This is a genomic window from Mycobacterium sp. UM_Kg27 (assembly GCF_000972905.1).
In the GTDB taxonomy this organism is placed as follows: Bacteria; Actinomycetota; Actinomycetes; order Mycobacteriales; family Mycobacteriaceae; genus Mycobacterium.
On record NZ_JRMM01000041.1, the window covers coordinates 14,019 to 28,985 of the forward strand.

General features: G+C 69.3%; 14 protein-coding genes. 6 read left to right on the top strand and 8 right to left on the bottom strand.

The window, feature by feature from the left end:
• Positions 1–9: 9 nt before the first annotated feature.
• Positions 10–612 carry a TetR/AcrR family transcriptional regulator gene (locus LI94_RS09005; RefSeq protein WP_024440353.1) on the bottom strand — a complete coding sequence of 201 codons (603 nt, stop codon included), beginning with the start codon at positions 610–612 and terminating at the stop codon, positions 10–12.
• Entirely contained in the window at positions 590–1,444 is an 855-nt protein-coding gene (locus LI94_RS09010; RefSeq protein ID WP_046300974.1) for an oxygenase MpaB family protein, read from the bottom strand. The genes LI94_RS09005 and LI94_RS09010 overlap by 23 nt, the downstream gene beginning before the upstream one ends.
• A gap of 194 nt (positions 1,445–1,638) precedes the next feature.
• Here LI94_RS09010 and LI94_RS09015 point away from each other — a divergent pair, with 194 nt between their 5' ends.
• Both LI94_RS09015 and LI94_RS09020 read left to right on the top strand, forming a co-directional pair.
• Positions 1,639–2,343, top strand: a complete 705-nt coding sequence (locus tag LI94_RS09015; RefSeq protein ID WP_024440355.1) for a hypothetical protein — start codon at positions 1,639–1,641, stop codon at positions 2,341–2,343.
• Between the two features lie 11 nt (positions 2,344–2,354).
• Positions 2,355–3,950: a DNA polymerase Y family protein gene (locus LI94_RS09020; protein WP_082105707.1), complete on the top strand. Its 1,596-nt coding sequence runs from the start codon at positions 2,355–2,357 to the stop codon at positions 3,948–3,950.
• A 78-nt stretch (positions 3,951–4,028) separates the two neighbouring features.
• On the opposite strand, the gene LI94_RS09025 is transcribed toward LI94_RS09020, so the two are convergent.
• The 3 genes from LI94_RS09025 to LI94_RS09035 all read right to left on the bottom strand — a co-directional run bounded on the left by LI94_RS09025 (position 4,029) and on the right by LI94_RS09035 (position 7,752).
• Positions 4,029–4,982: a nucleoside hydrolase gene (locus tag LI94_RS09025; protein WP_046300976.1), complete on the bottom strand. Its 954-nt coding sequence runs from the start codon at positions 4,980–4,982 to the stop codon at positions 4,029–4,031.
• A 10-nt stretch (positions 4,983–4,992) separates the two neighbouring features.
• Complete coding sequence (locus LI94_RS09030; RefSeq protein ID WP_046300977.1) at positions 4,993–7,029, bottom strand: SDR family oxidoreductase; 2,037 nt, start codon at positions 7,027–7,029, stop codon at positions 4,993–4,995.
• A gap of 78 nt (positions 7,030–7,107) precedes the next feature.
• The gene (locus LI94_RS09035) at positions 7,108–7,752 is read right to left on the bottom strand and encodes a histidine phosphatase family protein (protein WP_231383954.1); all 645 of its coding nucleotides are present in this window, start codon (positions 7,750–7,752) and stop codon (positions 7,108–7,110) included.
• Between the two features lie 160 nt (positions 7,753–7,912).
• Here LI94_RS09035 and LI94_RS09040 point away from each other — a divergent pair, with 160 nt between their 5' ends.
• Both LI94_RS09040 and LI94_RS09045 read left to right on the top strand, forming a co-directional pair.
• Entirely contained in the window at positions 7,913–8,782 is an 870-nt protein-coding gene (locus tag LI94_RS09040) for a MaoC/PaaZ C-terminal domain-containing protein (RefSeq protein WP_024440360.1), read from the top strand.
• Positions 8,783–8,884: 102 nt separating this feature from the next.
• Positions 8,885–10,264 carry an HNH endonuclease signature motif containing protein gene (locus LI94_RS09045; RefSeq protein ID WP_024440361.1) on the top strand — a complete coding sequence of 460 codons (1,380 nt, stop codon included), beginning with the start codon at positions 8,885–8,887 and terminating at the stop codon, positions 10,262–10,264.
• Positions 10,265–10,278: 14 nt separating this feature from the next.
• On the opposite strand, the gene LI94_RS09050 is transcribed toward LI94_RS09045, so the two are convergent.
• Both LI94_RS09050 and LI94_RS09055 read right to left on the bottom strand, forming a co-directional pair.
• Positions 10,279–11,733 (bottom strand): HAMP domain-containing sensor histidine kinase, encoded by a 1,455-nt coding sequence (locus LI94_RS09050; protein WP_046300978.1) that lies wholly within the window; start codon positions 11,731–11,733, stop codon positions 10,279–10,281.
• Positions 11,730–12,410: a response regulator transcription factor gene (locus LI94_RS09055; protein WP_239651187.1), complete on the bottom strand. Its 681-nt coding sequence runs from the start codon at positions 12,408–12,410 to the stop codon at positions 11,730–11,732. Before LI94_RS09055 ends, LI94_RS09050 begins: the two co-directional genes overlap by 4 nt.
• A 673-nt stretch (positions 12,411–13,083) precedes the next feature.
• Between LI94_RS09055 and LI94_RS09065 the strand changes: the two genes are divergently transcribed.
• Entirely contained in the window at positions 13,084–13,299 is a 216-nt protein-coding gene (locus LI94_RS09065; protein ID WP_152664793.1) for a hypothetical protein, read from the top strand.
• An 18-nt stretch (positions 13,300–13,317) separates the two neighbouring features.
• Here LI94_RS09065 and otsB read toward each other — a convergent pair whose 3' ends face one another.
• Positions 13,318–14,445 (bottom strand): trehalose-phosphatase, encoded by a 1,128-nt coding sequence (otsB, locus tag LI94_RS09070; protein ID WP_046300981.1) that lies wholly within the window; start codon positions 14,443–14,445, stop codon positions 13,318–13,320.
• Between the two features lie 87 nt (positions 14,446–14,532).
• Between otsB and LI94_RS09075 the strand changes: the two genes are divergently transcribed.
• Positions 14,533–14,967: universal stress protein (locus LI94_RS09075; RefSeq protein WP_046300982.1), on the top strand; the 435-nt coding region annotated here is incomplete at its 3' end.

Consider the following 14,967-nt stretch of genomic DNA (forward strand, 5'->3'; position numbering starts at 1 on the left):
AGGGGGAGCCTATATCGGCACCGCACGCAGCGCCGCGGGAAGACTGGGCAGGAAATGCTCGGTCGCGAATGTGCGGATGTCCTCGACGGAATCCAGCGGTTCGCGCGACGGCAATAACAGTGCCAGCGCCGCGTATCGCAGGACGGTGTCGGCCAATTCGGTGACCACCGCCGGGCCGAGGCGTTCGGCGAACCCGGCCGGGAAGATCACCCGCAGCGCTTCGGACATGCGGTCCAGGATCGCGCTGTAGTGCCGCCGGGAGAGCTCCAGCGCCAGCGCCGGCTCATCGGTGATCATCCGGTTGAGCACCCGATGTCGGCGAAACTGCATGATTGCCGACGTGAACGCCTCGACATAGTAATTCGACTGGGCGCCAGAGTTTTTCAGCTCGGTGGCGATGTCGTCGTAGAGCGCGGCGTTCTCCCGGTCGATGACTGCGGCAACCAGCTCATCGCGACCGGCGAACCGGCGGTAGATGGTGGTGCGACTGACCCCGGCGCGGCGAGCCACGTCGTCCAGTGCGACCCGCCGGAAGCCGTGCTGCTCGAACTCGACGACCGCGGCGTCGAGGATGGCGGTGGTCGCCGGGTCAGCCCCGGGCGTAGCCGGCATAGGCGAATTGGTTGTAGCGCAGTCGCATCGGCAAATGATCCCACGCCCAGTTGACCGGCCGCGACCGGCAGACCGCGGCGAACCGCTGATAGCGCCGCTCGTGGCGATCACTCCACGGCAAGCCCAGTTGGGCACGGGTGCTCGGCGGCATGCCGCCGGTGGTGAGAAACGCCGCGAGCGGGTTGAAGACCACCGAAATCGCCCGCCACAGTGTCGGCGGCACTCCCTTGGGGCAGGGGAAGCCCTTGGTGACATAGCCGACGCCGTACTTGGCGGTCGGGTGGTCGACGAGAACCTTGTCCAGCATCTGATTCCAGTAGCGCTCGAATTCGGCGTAGTCGGCCGGCATCACCCGGTCGCTGACGCCGTAGCGGCGATACCAGGTCTTCGATTCGAGGTAGATCCGCTCCTTCTCGGCGGGGGTCAGCCGCTTGACGAAGGTGTCGGCGAAGTACAGCACCTGCTCGACGAACGTGGCGTGGGCCCAGAAGTAGGTCTCGGGATCCAGTGCGTGGTACCGGTTTCCATCCGGCATGGTCCCCTTGATGTTGAGGTGGAAGTCGCGCACCTGCTGGCCGGGGTTGTCGGATTCGGCGCCGTAGACGGTCATGAAGATCGGCGGCAGCGAGCGTTTGATGCGAGCGGCGGTGTCGGTGAAGAACACCGAGTGGTCCAGCACGCCCTGGCCGAGCTCGGCGAGCATGTTCTGCAGCACCGCGGGCCGCGGCCCGATCAAGAACATCCGGTTGTCGCCGAAGTAGCGCCACACCAGGGACTGCGGTCCCAAGGGCAGCGCATCGGTAGCCGCGTCGGACTCCACGGATTGGGTCATGCGGAACAGTGTTACATATTTTGAACTATGTACCAATCGTCGACGGCCGATGGCCTGGGGCGCGGTGCTGATGGGGCGTGAGAGGCCGTTGATGCGCCGCCGAAGGATCCGGCTTGACGGTTGTCGGTGGGGGAGTGTTCACTCGGGTCAATCGAACATAGTTTCGAACATATTCGAGTGTTCCGGAGGCGATCATGACGGCGGCGGTGGACGTGGGGCAACGCCATGGTGCCGGAGAAAATCGCGCCGAACAGCTGGAACAGCTGCGTCGGCAGATGGCGGCGGTGTCGGGCAAGGTGGGTGCGGGCCGGCGGGGGGCCGGACTGTCGGCTGCAGCGGCCCCGGCCGCCGACGCGGTGCTGCCGGTCCCGTCGCTGCTGGCCGGGGTGTTGCCCGCCGGACTGCCGCGCGGCACGGTGGTGGTGCTCTCGGGTGCCCGCTCGCTGATGCTCAGCATGGTGGCCACGGTGACGGCGGCCGGCGGCAACGCAGCCATCGTCGGTCAGCCGGATCTCGGGCTGCTGGCCGCCTCCGAGATGGGCGCCGACCTGAGCCGGCTCGCGGTGATCCCCGACCCCGGCAACGACCCGGTGGAGGTGGCCACGGTGCTGATGGACGGCATGGATCTGGTGGTGCTCGGGCTGGGCGGCCGATCGGTACCGCCGGCGCGCACCCGGGTGGTGCTGGCCCGCGCGCGTCACCGGGGCTGCGCCCTGCTGGTCTCCGGCGGCACCTGGCAAGGCGCGGCGCTGCAGTTGGACGCCCGGGTGAGCGGCTATGAGACCGTAGGCGACAAGATGACGGGCTGTGGCGCCATCTCCGGCTTCGGGCGGATCGGCGCGGTGCGGCTCGAGGTGCGGGCCGCCGGACGCGCGGCCGGGCGGACCAGGGCCGGGTAGCGAGCCTTCCCATGGCCGACTCTCGAGTACTGGCGCTGTGGTGCATGGACTGGCCCGCGGTCGCCGCGGCGGCCGCGGCGGGGCTGCCGGCCACCGCGCCGATTGCGGTCACCCTGGCCAACCGGGTGATCGCCTGTTCGGCGGGCGCCCGTGCGGCGGGGGTGCGGCGTGGGCTGCGACGCCGAGAAGCGGCGGCCCGCTGTCCGGCGCTGCATGTGGTGGCCGCCGACACCGATCGTGATGCCCGGCTGTTTGAGCCGGTCCTGGCTGCGGTCGACGAACTGGTGCCGGCTGCTGAGGTGTTGCGGCCCGGGCTGCTGGTGGTGTCGGTGCGTGGTGCGGTGCGAGCCTTCGGTTCCGAGGAACAGGCCGCCGAACGCCTTGTCGACGCGGTGGCCGCGACCGATGTCGAATGTCAGGTCGGGATCGCCGACGGGCTCTCCACCGCGGTGCTCGCCGCACGTGCCGGCGCTGTGGTGCCGCCCGGGGGAGACGCCCGCTTCCTGTCCGCGCTGTCGATTCGGCAGCTGGCCGCCGAGCCCAGCCTGTCCGGGCCTGGGCGGGACGGCCTGATCGACCTGTTGTGGCGCTTGGGAATTCGAACCATCGGACAATTCGCTGCGCTGCCCCGCCCGGATGTCACCTCGCGGTTCGGGCCCGACGCGCTCACCGCGCACCGGTTCGCTCGCGCCGAGCCGGAACGCGGGCCGTCCGGGCGGGAGCCCACGCCCGATCTCGAGGCGGTGCTGCACTGCGATCCGCCGCTCGACCGGGTCGACGCCGCGGCGTTCGCCGGGCGCTCACTGGCCGGTGTACTGCACCGGACGCTGATGGCTGCCGGGGTCGGCTGCACCCGGCTGGCCATTCACGCCATCACCGATACCGGGGAAGAGCTGACCCGGGTGTGGCGATGCGCCGAGCCGTTGACCGAGGACGCCACCGCGGATCGGGTGCGCTGGCAGCTCGACGGCTGGTTGAACAGTCGCGTCGCCCGAGATCGGCCCACCGGTCCGGTGACGCTGTTGCGGCTGGAGCCGGTGGAGGTGGCATCGGCGACCGAGGCGCTGCAGTTACCGCTGTGGGGCGGGCTCGGGGAGGAGGACCGGTTGCGTGCCCGCCGCGCCCTGGTGCGGGTGCAGGGCCTGCTCGGCCCCGAAGCGGTGCGGGTGCCGGTGCTCTCCGGCGGTCGTGGTCCCGCCGAGCGCATCACCTTGACCCCGCTGGGGGACGAGCCGGTGCCGCTGGCCGACCCGCGCCAGCCGTGGCCCGGCCGGCTCCCCGAACCCTCGCCGTCGGTGCTACTCGACGACCCGGTGGAACTGCTTGACGCCGAACGTAATCCGATCAGGGTGACGGGTCGGGGGCTCTTCTCGGCCGACCCGGCGTGGCTGGTCGCCCGGGACCGGGAAGACCGGCTGCGCTGGTGGGCCGGTCCCTGGCCGGTCGACGAACGGTGGTGGGATCCGCAGCGGCAGGGGCCGGGATCCGGGCGCACCGCCCGAGTCCAGGCGCTGTTGGAGGACTCGCCGGGAAGCGCGGCGCCCGGGCAGGCACTGCTGCTGTGTTACCGGCTGCGGCGGTGGTATCTGGAGGGGGTGTATGAGTGAACCCCGGCAAGTGTCCCGATCGGCGCCCACACCGAACATGTACTCAGGACGAGAATTCGCCCCGCTCCGGAATCACCCTCAACGCACGTTCGGTGGAAGGGAGCCGGCGAATACGCTGACCCGCTGCACAAATCGGTCGAAGAACACCGCCGGGTCGACGCTCACCCCGATCAGTGCGTTGGGCTGTGCGGCATCCCAGTCGGGGATCGTCCGCCCGCGCGCATCGCCGGGCGCAAGCTCGACCCGCACCGCAGCCGGGCGAGTCGTCACCAGTGTGGGGTCCAGTGCGACCGCCGCGGCCAGCGGATCGTGCAGATACGCCAGGTAGCCGTGGCTGCGTGCTTCGTGTGCCTCGAAATAGAACCGCAGCGCGTCGTTGAGCATCCGGATCACCGGATTAATGCGGTTGTCGGCCAGCCGCGCCAGGATGGCCGGCGTGATCGCGATGTGCCGGGTCAGATCCAGGCCGCACACGATCGGGAGCCGTTGCGGCGCAACCGCTCCCCATGCCGTGAACACCTCAGCGGCAGCCTCTGGATCGAATCCGATGTTGAACTCGGCCCAGCCGGACCGTTCGCCGGAGAACGTGCCGCCCATGATCACCAGTCGACGCAGCAGCGTGGGCAGTGCGGGTTCGGTCCGCAGCGCCAATGCCAGGTTGGTCAGCGGGCCGGTGGCCAGACCGATCAGCTGCCCCGGATGTTCCCGGGCGGCGGCGACCCAGGCTGCAGCAGCGTCGTATCCGGTGAGCTGTCCGGTGCCGGGCGGCAACTCGGCGTACCCCAGCCCTTGCGGCCCGTGGCTGTTCTCTGCGGTGTGGGCCAGCCTGTCGGCGCCCCGCGACACCGGGACTCCGGTCGCCCCGCACAACTCCAACAGGGCCAGGTTGTTGCGGCAGACCTGCTGCACCGCAACGTTTCCGCCGGTGGCGGCGATCCCGACAAGCTCGGCATCCGGGCTGGCCAACAGGTACACCAGCGCGACCGCGTCGTCGACGCCGGTATCGAAGTCGGCGAAGACGGGCAGCGTCACGAGCGCGGGCTCACCAGTGCACGCCCGGAACCAACCGCACCGCCCGCTTGACCGGGCGGGGCGTCCGTACCCGGGGGATCGCCCGCGACGGCCGCTTCGGGCGCCGTCGAGTCGGGTGTGCCGCAGCGGGTGCAACGGCTTCGGTGGTTTCTGGGGGCGCCACGCCGCGTGCCGCGGCCGAGTCCGGGTAGCCCAGGTACAGCTGGTGCAGGACCCGTCGCGCCAGCCTGGGGGTGACGTAGTTGCCCGCCTCTGCCAGAGTTCCCAGCGGGGTGTCGATCCGGTCCGGCTTCTCGATCAGCCCGCGCACCACCATGGCCGCCGCATGCTCGGCGCTGATCGCCCCGACCGGGAGCAGTTTCCCCGTCGGCGCAATCATCGGTGTGGCCACCAGTGGCATGTGAATGGTGGTGAAGGTGATGTGATCCGAGAGGGTTTCGGTCGAGATCACGTCGGCGAACGCATCCAGTGCAGCCTTGGTGGGCACGTACGCGCTGTACTTCGGGCTGTGCGCCAGCACCCCTTCGCTGGAGACGTTGACGACGTGGCCGAACCGTCGTTCCCGCCAGTGCGGCAGCAGCGCCAGCACCATCCGCACCGCACCGAAGTAGTTGACCGCCATCGTGCGCTCGTAGTCGTGCATCCGATCGCATGCGTTGACCACCGATCGGCGTATCGACCGGCCGGCGTTGTTCACCAGGTAGTCGACGTGCCCGAACCGGCCCAGGATGTCCTTGACGGTGTGCTCCACCGACGCCGAATCGGTGACGTCACAGGTGAACGCGTGCGCCTGCCCGCCACCGGCCCGGATCTCGGCCACCAGATCGTCGAGTGCCGAGCCGCTGCGGGCCAGCGCGAAGACCGTGCCGCCGCGTTCGGCCACGGCGATCGCCGAGGCCCGGCCGATACCGCTGGACGCCCCGGTGATGATGACGTGCCGGCCGACCAGGGGCCCGGCCGGATCGTCACGGCGGGCGCGGTCGGGATCCAGATGCTGCGCCCAGTACCGCCACAGCCTCGGCGCGTAGTCGGCGAACTCGGGCAGCCGGACGCGGTCTCCCAGCGCCGTGCGGGTGGCGTCGGCGACGAATGTCGGCCGCAGGTTCACCAGGTCGAGTACCTCGGCCGGCAGGCCCAGCTGGGTGGCCACCATGTTGCGCCACACCCGGGCCCGCCCACCGACGTTGAGCACCGGGGCCGCGACGGCGCCGGGCAGCGTGGCGCGTAGCGGCGGAAGCCCGGCCTCTCGCGCGACGGCGCGGTAGATGCCGGGCAGCCCGATCGAGCGTGGCGCGGTGAGGTGGAAGGTGCGCCCGTCATACCCGTCGGCGTGCATCAACTCGATCAGCGCATCGACGACGTAGTCGACCGGAACCACGTTGGTGCGTCCGGTGTCCGGCACCGCCATCGGGGTGAGCCGGGGCAGTGCCGCCAGCTTGGCCAACAGCGGAAAGAAGTAGTACGGCCCGTCGACCTTGTCCATCTCGCCGGTGTGGGAATCGCCCACCACCACCGCCGGCCGGTACACCCGGTAGCGCAGTCCCGGCGTCGAGCGCACCAGTGCTTCGGCCTCGAATTTGGTCTGGTGATACGGGGTCGGCAGTTCCTGGCCGATGTCGAAGTCGTCTTCGGTGAACTCACCGGCGTAGTTGCCGGCCACCGCGATCGACGACACGTGCGACAAGGTGGCGTCGAGCCGCTTCGCCAGCCCGATCACCGCGCGAGTGCCTTCGACGTTGGCGGCCTGCTGTTCGGCCGCGCCGGCGGTGATGTCGTAGATGGCCGCACAGTGCAGCACGTGATCGATGTCGCCCAGTTCGGTGAGTGCCGAGTCGGTCAACCCCAGATTCTCTTCCGTCAGGTCGCCGACCAGCGGATTCACCCGCTCGCCCCATGCCTGACCGTGCTGAGCTGCCAGGGCCTCGAAGCGGCCCAGCGAGGTGCGGCGCACCAGCACCCACACCTGCGCATCGGGGCTGTGCTTCAGAATTCGGGCCACCGCCCGCCGCCCAATAAACCCGGTACCGCCGGTAACGACATAACGCATGCGGTCATGGTGGTCGCTCGGATCGGCTACGTCAATGGTGAGTTGAGTCTCGCCGTCCGATGCTGGGCGCCGCTGCGCTCAGAATCCGCGAATTCCGTCCCAGTCCACCAGTTTCCAGCCGGTGGCCGGGTTGCCGGTGATCACCACCTTGCCGAGGTTGGGCAGTGGATGGTTGATCAACAGCTCATCGCGGGGGTTCTTGACATTCATCAGGGTCCACGTCGCGATCGACGCCCCGTGGGCGAACGCCACCGGGTTGGTGTCGCCGGAGTCGTAGATCTGCTGGACCGCGGCGCCGAAGTCGTCGTTGAACTGGTTGCCGTCGATCGAGCCGGGGATGGCCGCGGTCCGGTCACCGTGCAGCCAGGCCTGCGGGGCAAGCCAATATGCCGAATTGGCAACATCTCGGGGCTTGTCGGCGAACCAGCCGGCGTTGATCTCGCGCAGCCCGGGCAGGATCTGCACCTGACGGCCGAGTTCGCGGGCCAGCGGGGCGGCGGTCTGCTGGGTGCGCACCATCGAGGAGGCGTAGACACCATCGTGGTGGCCGCGGGAGAGCTGATCTGCGATTTCCTGGGCCTGGACGCGGCCCTTCTCGGTCAGTCCCGGACCGGGTACCGACGTGTCGAGGATTCCGGCGGCGTTGGCTTCCGATTCCGCGTGCCGGACGAGCGTCAGGGTGATGTTGCGCGGGTGCGGTGTCCCCGAACAGCCGCTGAGCATCAGGGCTGCGGCCAGCGCCGCGGCCAACAGTGCGAACGCGGTGCCGGTGTGGTTCCAGATGCGCTTCCCCATGTCCGACAGCCTGCCGTGTGGATGGCGCCGACGGGACCGGTTCTGCTGAAATGGTGGGGGCCAATTCGTCCGAGGTGAAGGAGAATCCGTGGCACTGGACCCGACGGCCATTGGCGCGACCGCAGACCCGATGCCGTTCGCCTGGACCGAGCGCGACACCATGCTCTATGCGCTCGGGGTCGGCGCCGGAACAGCCGATCTGGCGTTCACCACCGAGAACAGCCACGACACCCCGCAGCAGGTGTTGCCCACCTACGCCGTCATCTGCTGCATGGGCTTTGCGGCCGTCGCCAAGATCGGCACGTTCAACCCGGCGCTGCTGCTGCACGGCTCCCAAGAGGTGCGACTGTTCGCGCCGCTGCCGCCCGCCGGAAGCCTGCAGGTGGTGGCCGAGGTCGCCGACATCCAGGACAAGGGCGAGGGCAAGAACGCCGTCGTGATGCTGCGGGCGCGCGGCACCGATTCGAAGACTTCCGAGCTGGTCGTCGAGACGCTGACCACCCTGGTCATCCGCAAGGCCGGCGGCTTCGGCGGGGAACCCGGGCAACGGGCGGTCGCCCCCCAGATCCCCGACACCGAACCGGATTCCCGCGTCGCATATGCGACCCGCGAGGACCAGGCGCTGCTCTACCGGCTCTCCGGCGACCGCAACCCGCTGCACAGCGATCCGTGGTTCGCCACCACCCTGGCCGGTTTCCCCAAGCCGATCCTGCACGGGCTGTGCACCTACGGTTTCGCCGGTCGGGCGCTGGTTGCCGAACTCGGCGGCGGCGACGCCAGCCGGGTCAGCGCCATCTCGGCACGGTTCACCGACCCGGTGTTCCCGGGGGAGACGCTGACCACCTCGATCTGGCGGACCGAGCCGGGCAAGGCGGTGTTCCGCACCGAGGCCGCCGGTCCCGACGGCGCCAACCGGCGGGTGGTGCTCGACGACGGCGCGGTGGAATACCGGGACTGAGACTTTTTTGGCCTGTTTGCCACTGTGATCACTTGTGTCACAGTGGTTTTAGGCTGTGGACAGTTTTGGCGGTTTGTCGGGGGCCGGCGCTAGTATTAGCACATGCGTTCGAACAGTCGCGAAGAGGTCGTCGAAGTCTTCGACGCACTTTCGGCTGATCTGGATCGGGCGCTCGAGCTGGACTTCGAGACGTTGACGCCGCGGGAGTGCCTGGCGATCTTGCAGCGCTGCGAGAAGTTGCGGCGCAGGCTTCCGGCGGTGGAGCATCCGCTGGTCAACCAGTTCGCGACCGCCGAGCCTGCTGAGATCGGGGGGAAACCGCGCTGGGTGCTCGCCGACGAGTTGCATCTGACCCGCGGTGAGGCTGGGCGGCGTCTGGCGGAGGCCGCCGAACTCGGGCCGCGCCGCGCCATGACCGGCGAACCGTTGGAACCCGTGCGGCCTGAGGTGGCTGCCGCGCAGCGGGAGGGGCAGATCAGCGCCGCGCACATCGCGGTAATTCGCTCCTTCTTCACCTACCTGCCCGAGGCTATAGATGCCGGCACCTTGACCCAGGCCGAACAGCACCTCACCGCATTGAGTACGGATTGTCGCCCCGACGAACTCGCCAAACTCGCCCAACGGCTGGCCGATCATCTACATCCCGACGGCAACTACAGCGACGAACAACGAGCCAAACGCCGCGGGATTGTGCTCGGCCCCCAAGACCGTGACGGCATGAGCCCGATCAAGGGCTATCTCGACCCCCAAGCCCGCGCCACCCTCGATGCCGTACTGGCCCGCTGGGCCGCCCCCGGCATGTGCAACCCCCACGACGAGATCCCTTGCACCGGCGGCACACCCTCGCAAACCCAGATCGACACCGACACCCGCACTGCTGCGCAACGCAATCACGACGCCCTGACCGCCATGGGCCGCGCCCTACTCGCCTCAGGAAACCTCGGCCAGCACAACGGGTTACCCGCCACCATCATCGTCTCCACCACATTGGCCGACCTGGAATCCGGCACCGGCAAAGCCCACACCGGCGGCGGCACCTGGCTACCCATCCGCGACGTCATCGCCCTAGCCGGCCACGCCCACCACTACCTACGCATCTACCAAGGCGCCGAAGAACTCGCCCTCTTCCACACCAAACGCCTCGCCAACCCCGCCCAACGCATCGTGCTGTACGCCAAAGAACGCGGATGCAGTCACCCCAACTGCCCCACATCCGGCTACCACTGCGAAGTCCACCACGACAACGACTACGCCAAAACCCGCCGCACCGACATCACCGACCTCACCCTGCGCTGCGGCCCGCACCACCAACTCATCACCTCAGGCGGCTGGAAAACCCGCAAGCGTCACGACGGCACCACCGAAACCCTGTCCCCACCGCATCTAGACCACGGTCAACCCCGGATCAACCACTATCACCATCCGGAAAAATTACTGAGCAACAACGATTCCGGCGACGAGGAAGACGACGAAGATCCGTAGGCGATTAGGAATTTCTAGCCATTCTGCTGGTCCTTCTCGCGTGCCAGCGGCACGCTGAGCCGGAATGCCGCACCGGTTTGCCTCGGCAGACACTCGAGGTTGCCGTGATGCGCCTGCGCCAGTGCCCTGGCGATCGGCAGGCCTAGACCGGCGCCCCCGGAGTCGCGGTTACGCGCGTCGTCGAGGCGGACCAGTCGGTCGAACACCCGCTCGCGGTCGGAGTCGGGAACCCCGGGACCGGTATCGGTGACGGTTATTTCGGCATTGTGTTCACGGCGGCCGGTGTGCACGGTGATCTCGCCGCCCTGCGGGGTGTGCCGACAGGCGTTGTCCAGCAGGTTGGTCAGGATCTGCGCGATGCGTTGCGGGTCGGCGTGCACCGGCAATGTCTGACCGTCCCCGGTAAGGCGCACAGTCAGGTTGGGGGCCAACATCGCGGCACGGTCGACTTCGGCGGCCGCGATCTCGACCAAGTCGACGTCCTCACAGCGCAGTGCCGCCCCGGCGTCGATGCGCGCGATATCGAGAAGGTCGGCGACCAGCCGAGCGGCGCGGCGGGTTTCGCCCGCGAGTAATGTCGCGAATCGACCTCTGCGAGCGGCATTTCCGGTGTTGGCGGCGAGTTGCTGTGCCAGGGCCTGGATCCCGGCGATCGGAGTGCGCAGCTCGTGTGCGGCGTCGGAGAGGAAACGGCGGGTATTGGCCTCGGCTCGCTGCGCGGAATCTGCGGCTTGGCGTGCTTCGCGTTCGGCGGTCTCCAGGGCGTCGAGCATGCTGTCGAACGCGGCAGCGGCCTGCCCGAGCTCGGTGTGCGGCCGATCCGGGCGGAGTCGACGGCCCCGGTCGCCGTGGGCGATCAGCTGCGCAGTCGTGGTCATTCGCTGCAAGGGGGCAAGTGCCCGAGCGGCGGCGAGGCCGACGAGCAACGCGACCAACCCGAGCCCGATCGCGCCGCCGACGAGCAGGTCGTACCGCAGTTCCGAATGGCGGGCGCTGATCGCCGAGGTGTCGGCCACCAGGGTCAGTGTTGAACCGTCCGGCAGCAGGCGGGTCACTGTGGTGCTGGTCCACTCGCCGGGAGGTGGTGGTGGCGGCGGTGGTGGCGGTCCGCCGGGCGGGTGCGGGTGCCGGTGGTGGCGCGGTGGTGGCGGCGGTGGTGGCGGCGGTGGTGGTGGTGGTGGGGCGGGCCTAAGGGCCAGGTCGCCGTAGGCGGTGCCATCCGGAGCGACTATTTGTACCCGGATGTCTTGGCCCTGCAATTGGGTGACGAGGGCGGCTGGACTCACCCCGGCGTCGACCAGATTGGCGGCACGGACGGCGGTGTTGTCGAGCCTGGCCCGTAGGTCCCGGTTGAGTTGTGCGCCGACCAGCTGGTCGCCGGCCACACCCAGCACGACCAACAGTGCAGCGATCACGCCAACCGTGCCCACGGTCGCTCGCCGGCGCAGCGATGGTGTGGGTGTGCTCATGGGCGGGCTGCCGCCAGTCGGTAGCCGACACCGCGGACGGTGTGCAGCATCCGCGGTCCGTGGGCCTCCAGCTTGCGGCGTAGTCCACTGACGTAAACCTCGACGAGGTTGGCGTCGTAGGCGTCGTAGCCCCAGACCGCCGTCAGAATCCGATCCTTGCTGATTGTCCGGCCACGCTGCTCGGCGAGGTAGCCGAGCAGCTTGAGTTCGGTGCCCGTCAGCTCAATCACGGCACCCGCGCGGCTCACCACCCCGGCGTCCATGTCGACCACCAAGTCGCCGATCTGTATCGCAGATGCCACCCGCCCGCGCCGTCGCAGCACCGCTGCGATACGGGAGACCAGCTCTGCCAGTTCGAACGGCTTGACCACATAGTCGTCGGCGCCGGTGTCCAGCCCGCGCAGTCGATCCTCGAGTGCGTCTTTGGCGGTGAGCAGGATGATTCCGGTGTCGCCGTAGCCGCGCACCACGTCGATCAGAGCGAACCCGTCCCGGCCTGGCAGCATCACGTCGAGCACCACCAAGTCCGGGCGGAACGCAGGCAATACGTCTTCGAGGCCGCGGCCGTCGACTCGTCCACCGCTGACGAATCCGGCGTCGGCAAGCGCCGCCACCACGGTCTCGCGGATCGCGTCGGAGTCCTCAACCACCAGCACCCTGGGTGCGCTGTTGTGCACCTTGCCATTGTGACCGCTCGGTCGCTGAAGCAGAGCTGAGCAAACGGGGTCCTGGCCCATGTTTTCAGCTGGGCTTCAGCATCGCGCCGCAACGTTGGTGGCGCAGTACAACCTTGGCATTACAGCGGTGCGCGACTCACGGAGGACACCATGACTGAATCGGAACACATCGAAGCGCCGGAACACATCGAAGTACCCAGTGCTACCTCGACACCTAACCAGACGCCCACTCTCGGCAAGCCGGGGCGGCGGGTGACCAATCGCCCATGGTTCGCCCCGGCCGTCGCCGGTCTCGGCGGCCTGATCGTCGGTGGCCTTGTCGTCGCGGGCTCTGCGGGGCTACTGGGCGCGGGCGGTCCTGGTCGATTGGCCTCTGCCCCAATCCCGCTCGCTGCCCCCGCCCCGCTTTGGCCGGCGCCGCCACCTCCGCCGTTGCCGCCGGGGCCGCCACCGCCTCCGCAGGCGTGGGGACCGCCGCCCCCGGCGTGGGGACCGCCGCCTCCGGCGTGGGGAGCGCCGACACACCCCGGGCGAGGAGTGCCGCAGCCCCCGGAGGGGGGAGCGCCGCAACCTCCCGGGCCAGGAGCGCCGCCGTCTCCGGGGTGGGGCCCGCCACCGCCTCCTGGCGGGCCCGCGGCACCGCCGGGACCGCCGCGCTGATCTGGTGATGGTGATGGTGCTATTGCTCGCGGCGGTGGCCGCCCTGGCCTACTGGCTGGGTGCCCACCGCCGCGCAGACCACGACGATGCGGCCGGTTTGCGGCCGTGGTTGCTGGCCGGCGGGGCGGTCTTGGGTGTCATCGTGCTGGTCAGCCTGTTTTCGGGTGGCCCGGGGCCGATCGGCGGGCCCGGGCCGTGGTGGGGGCCGGGCCCGATCTTCGGGCCGTAATGCACCCCGGCGCTGTGCTCAGGGGGCCAGGCGCTGCGCCAGCAGTTCGGTGAACTCGGCGGCTTGCGCCGGGCTGTCCAACCCGTAACGGGCGGCGGTTGCACGGTCGCCGTCGTCATTGTGGCGCACCACAATTCCGGCACCCGACAGTTCGGCGACCGCATCGAACGCGTCCTCGTCGGTGATGTCATCGCCGAGAAACAGTGGTGTGCTCACCCCGGCCATTCGATCCAGGAGCCAGTGCAGCGTACGGCCCTTGTCCCAGTCGATCTCGGGGCGCAGTTCGATCACCTCGCGCCCGGTCGTGACCCGCAGTCCGCGGCGCCGACCGGTTTCGCGCACCGCTGCCAGTACCTCGCCGACCCGATCCCGGGCGGCGTTTCGGTAGTGCACGGCGACGGCGAAACGCTTGTGTTCCACCATGATTCCCGGGATCGCGCCGAGTTGATCGTTCAGTGAACCGGCCGCGTCGGCCAGCACCGGCACCGCATCGACGGCGGTGTCGTTCTGGTGGTGGGCGCCGTCCGGCCCGATCAGCTCGAAGCCGTGACTGCCCGCATACCAGATCCCGGCCAGCCCCACCCGGGTCCGCACGTCGGCCAGATCGCGACCGGACAGCACCGCGACCGGGCATTGGGCGGCCAACGCGGCCAACGCCTCCACCGCCCCGGCCACCGGCCGCGCCGCGTCGGGATCGTCGACGATCTCCGAGAGGGTCCCGTCGAAGTCGAAGAACACCGCCGGGTGATCGAGGTCACGCAACGCTCCGGCGGTCAAGGCCGTCATCGCATCGGGCAAGGCTGACATCGGCCGGTCGCCGGTACGCACGTGCACCGCGCTCGGGTCAGCCACCACCGCGTCGCCGCCGTCGCACCCCACGCCGATCACCAGGGCGAATCCGGCACTGCGAGCGGCGATTACCTGCGATTCGGAGTCGGTGAGCACCACGCAGCGGCCCGGCCGTATCGCCAGCCCGGCGGCGGCAGCCACCAGTTCGGCGCCTGAACCGTCGGAGTCATCGGGGGCCACCGCGGCCACCCGCACGCCGGCCTGTCGCAGCCGGTCGGTCAGTGCTGCCGTGTCGGCGCCACCGTCGAGCCGCAACAGCACCGCGTCATGCCGGCGCGGGTCGATTGTGACCGACATGCCAACCATGTCCACCACGGTGCCACAGCCGCGGTCCTACTAGCGTGGTAGGGGTCTAGAGAGTTCCCCGAACACAAGGAGAGCCCCGTGTCGTCCACTCCCGGAATCCTGGTCGGTGTCGACGGATCGCCGTCGTCGGTAGCGGCGGTCGACTGGGCGGCGCGTGACGCCGCGCTGCACAACCTGCCGCTCACCCTGGTCCACGTGCTGGCTTCCCCGGTGGTGATGACGTTTCCCGAGACCCCGATGCCGTCCGGCTACACCGAGTGGCAGCGTGACCAGGGCGAACGCTACCTGCGCGAGGCCGTTGAGATCGCCGAGGCGGCCGGCGCGACGCAGGTCGCAGCCGAGACCGTCGTGGGCTCCACGGTGCCGATGCTGGTGGACATGAGTCGCGAGGCCGCCCGCCTGGTGGTCGGATCGCGCGGGCACGGGCGGATGCGCCGGCTGCTGCTCGGCTCGGTCAGCTCGTCGCTGGTGCGGCACGCGCACTGCGCGGTCGTGGTCCTGTCTCTTATACAC

What these genes read in the sequence shown, in the direction of transcription:
- LI94_RS09005 (WP_024440353.1), bottom strand. Translation starts at nt 612, where the DNA reads ATGCCGGCTACGCCCGGGGCTGACCCGGCGACCACCGCCATCCTCGAC.
- LI94_RS09010 (WP_046300974.1), bottom strand. Translation starts at nt 1,444, where the DNA reads ATGACCCAATCCGTGGAGTCCGACGCGGCTACCGATGCGCTGCCCTTG.
- LI94_RS09015 (WP_024440355.1), top strand. Translation starts at nt 1,639, where the DNA reads ATGACGGCGGCGGTGGACGTGGGGCAACGCCATGGTGCCGGAGAAAAT.
- LI94_RS09020 (WP_082105707.1), top strand. Translation starts at nt 2,355, where the DNA reads ATGGCCGACTCTCGAGTACTGGCGCTGTGGTGCATGGACTGGCCCGCG.
- LI94_RS09030 (WP_046300977.1), bottom strand. Translation starts at nt 7,029, where the DNA reads ATGCGTTATGTCGTTACCGGCGGTACCGGGTTTATTGGGCGGCGGGCG.
- LI94_RS09035 (WP_231383954.1), bottom strand. Translation starts at nt 7,752, where the DNA reads ATGCTCAGCGGCTGTTCGGGGACACCGCACCCGCGCAACATCACCCTG.
- LI94_RS09045 (WP_024440361.1), top strand. Translation starts at nt 8,885, where the DNA reads ATGCGTTCGAACAGTCGCGAAGAGGTCGTCGAAGTCTTCGACGCACTT.
- LI94_RS09050 (WP_046300978.1), bottom strand. Translation starts at nt 11,733, where the DNA reads ATGAGCACACCCACACCATCGCTGCGCCGGCGAGCGACCGTGGGCACG.
- LI94_RS09065 (WP_152664793.1), top strand. Translation starts at nt 13,084, where the DNA reads ATGGTGCTATTGCTCGCGGCGGTGGCCGCCCTGGCCTACTGGCTGGGT.
- otsB (WP_046300981.1), bottom strand. Translation starts at nt 14,445, where the DNA reads ATGTCGGTCACAATCGACCCGCGCCGGCATGACGCGGTGCTGTTGCGG.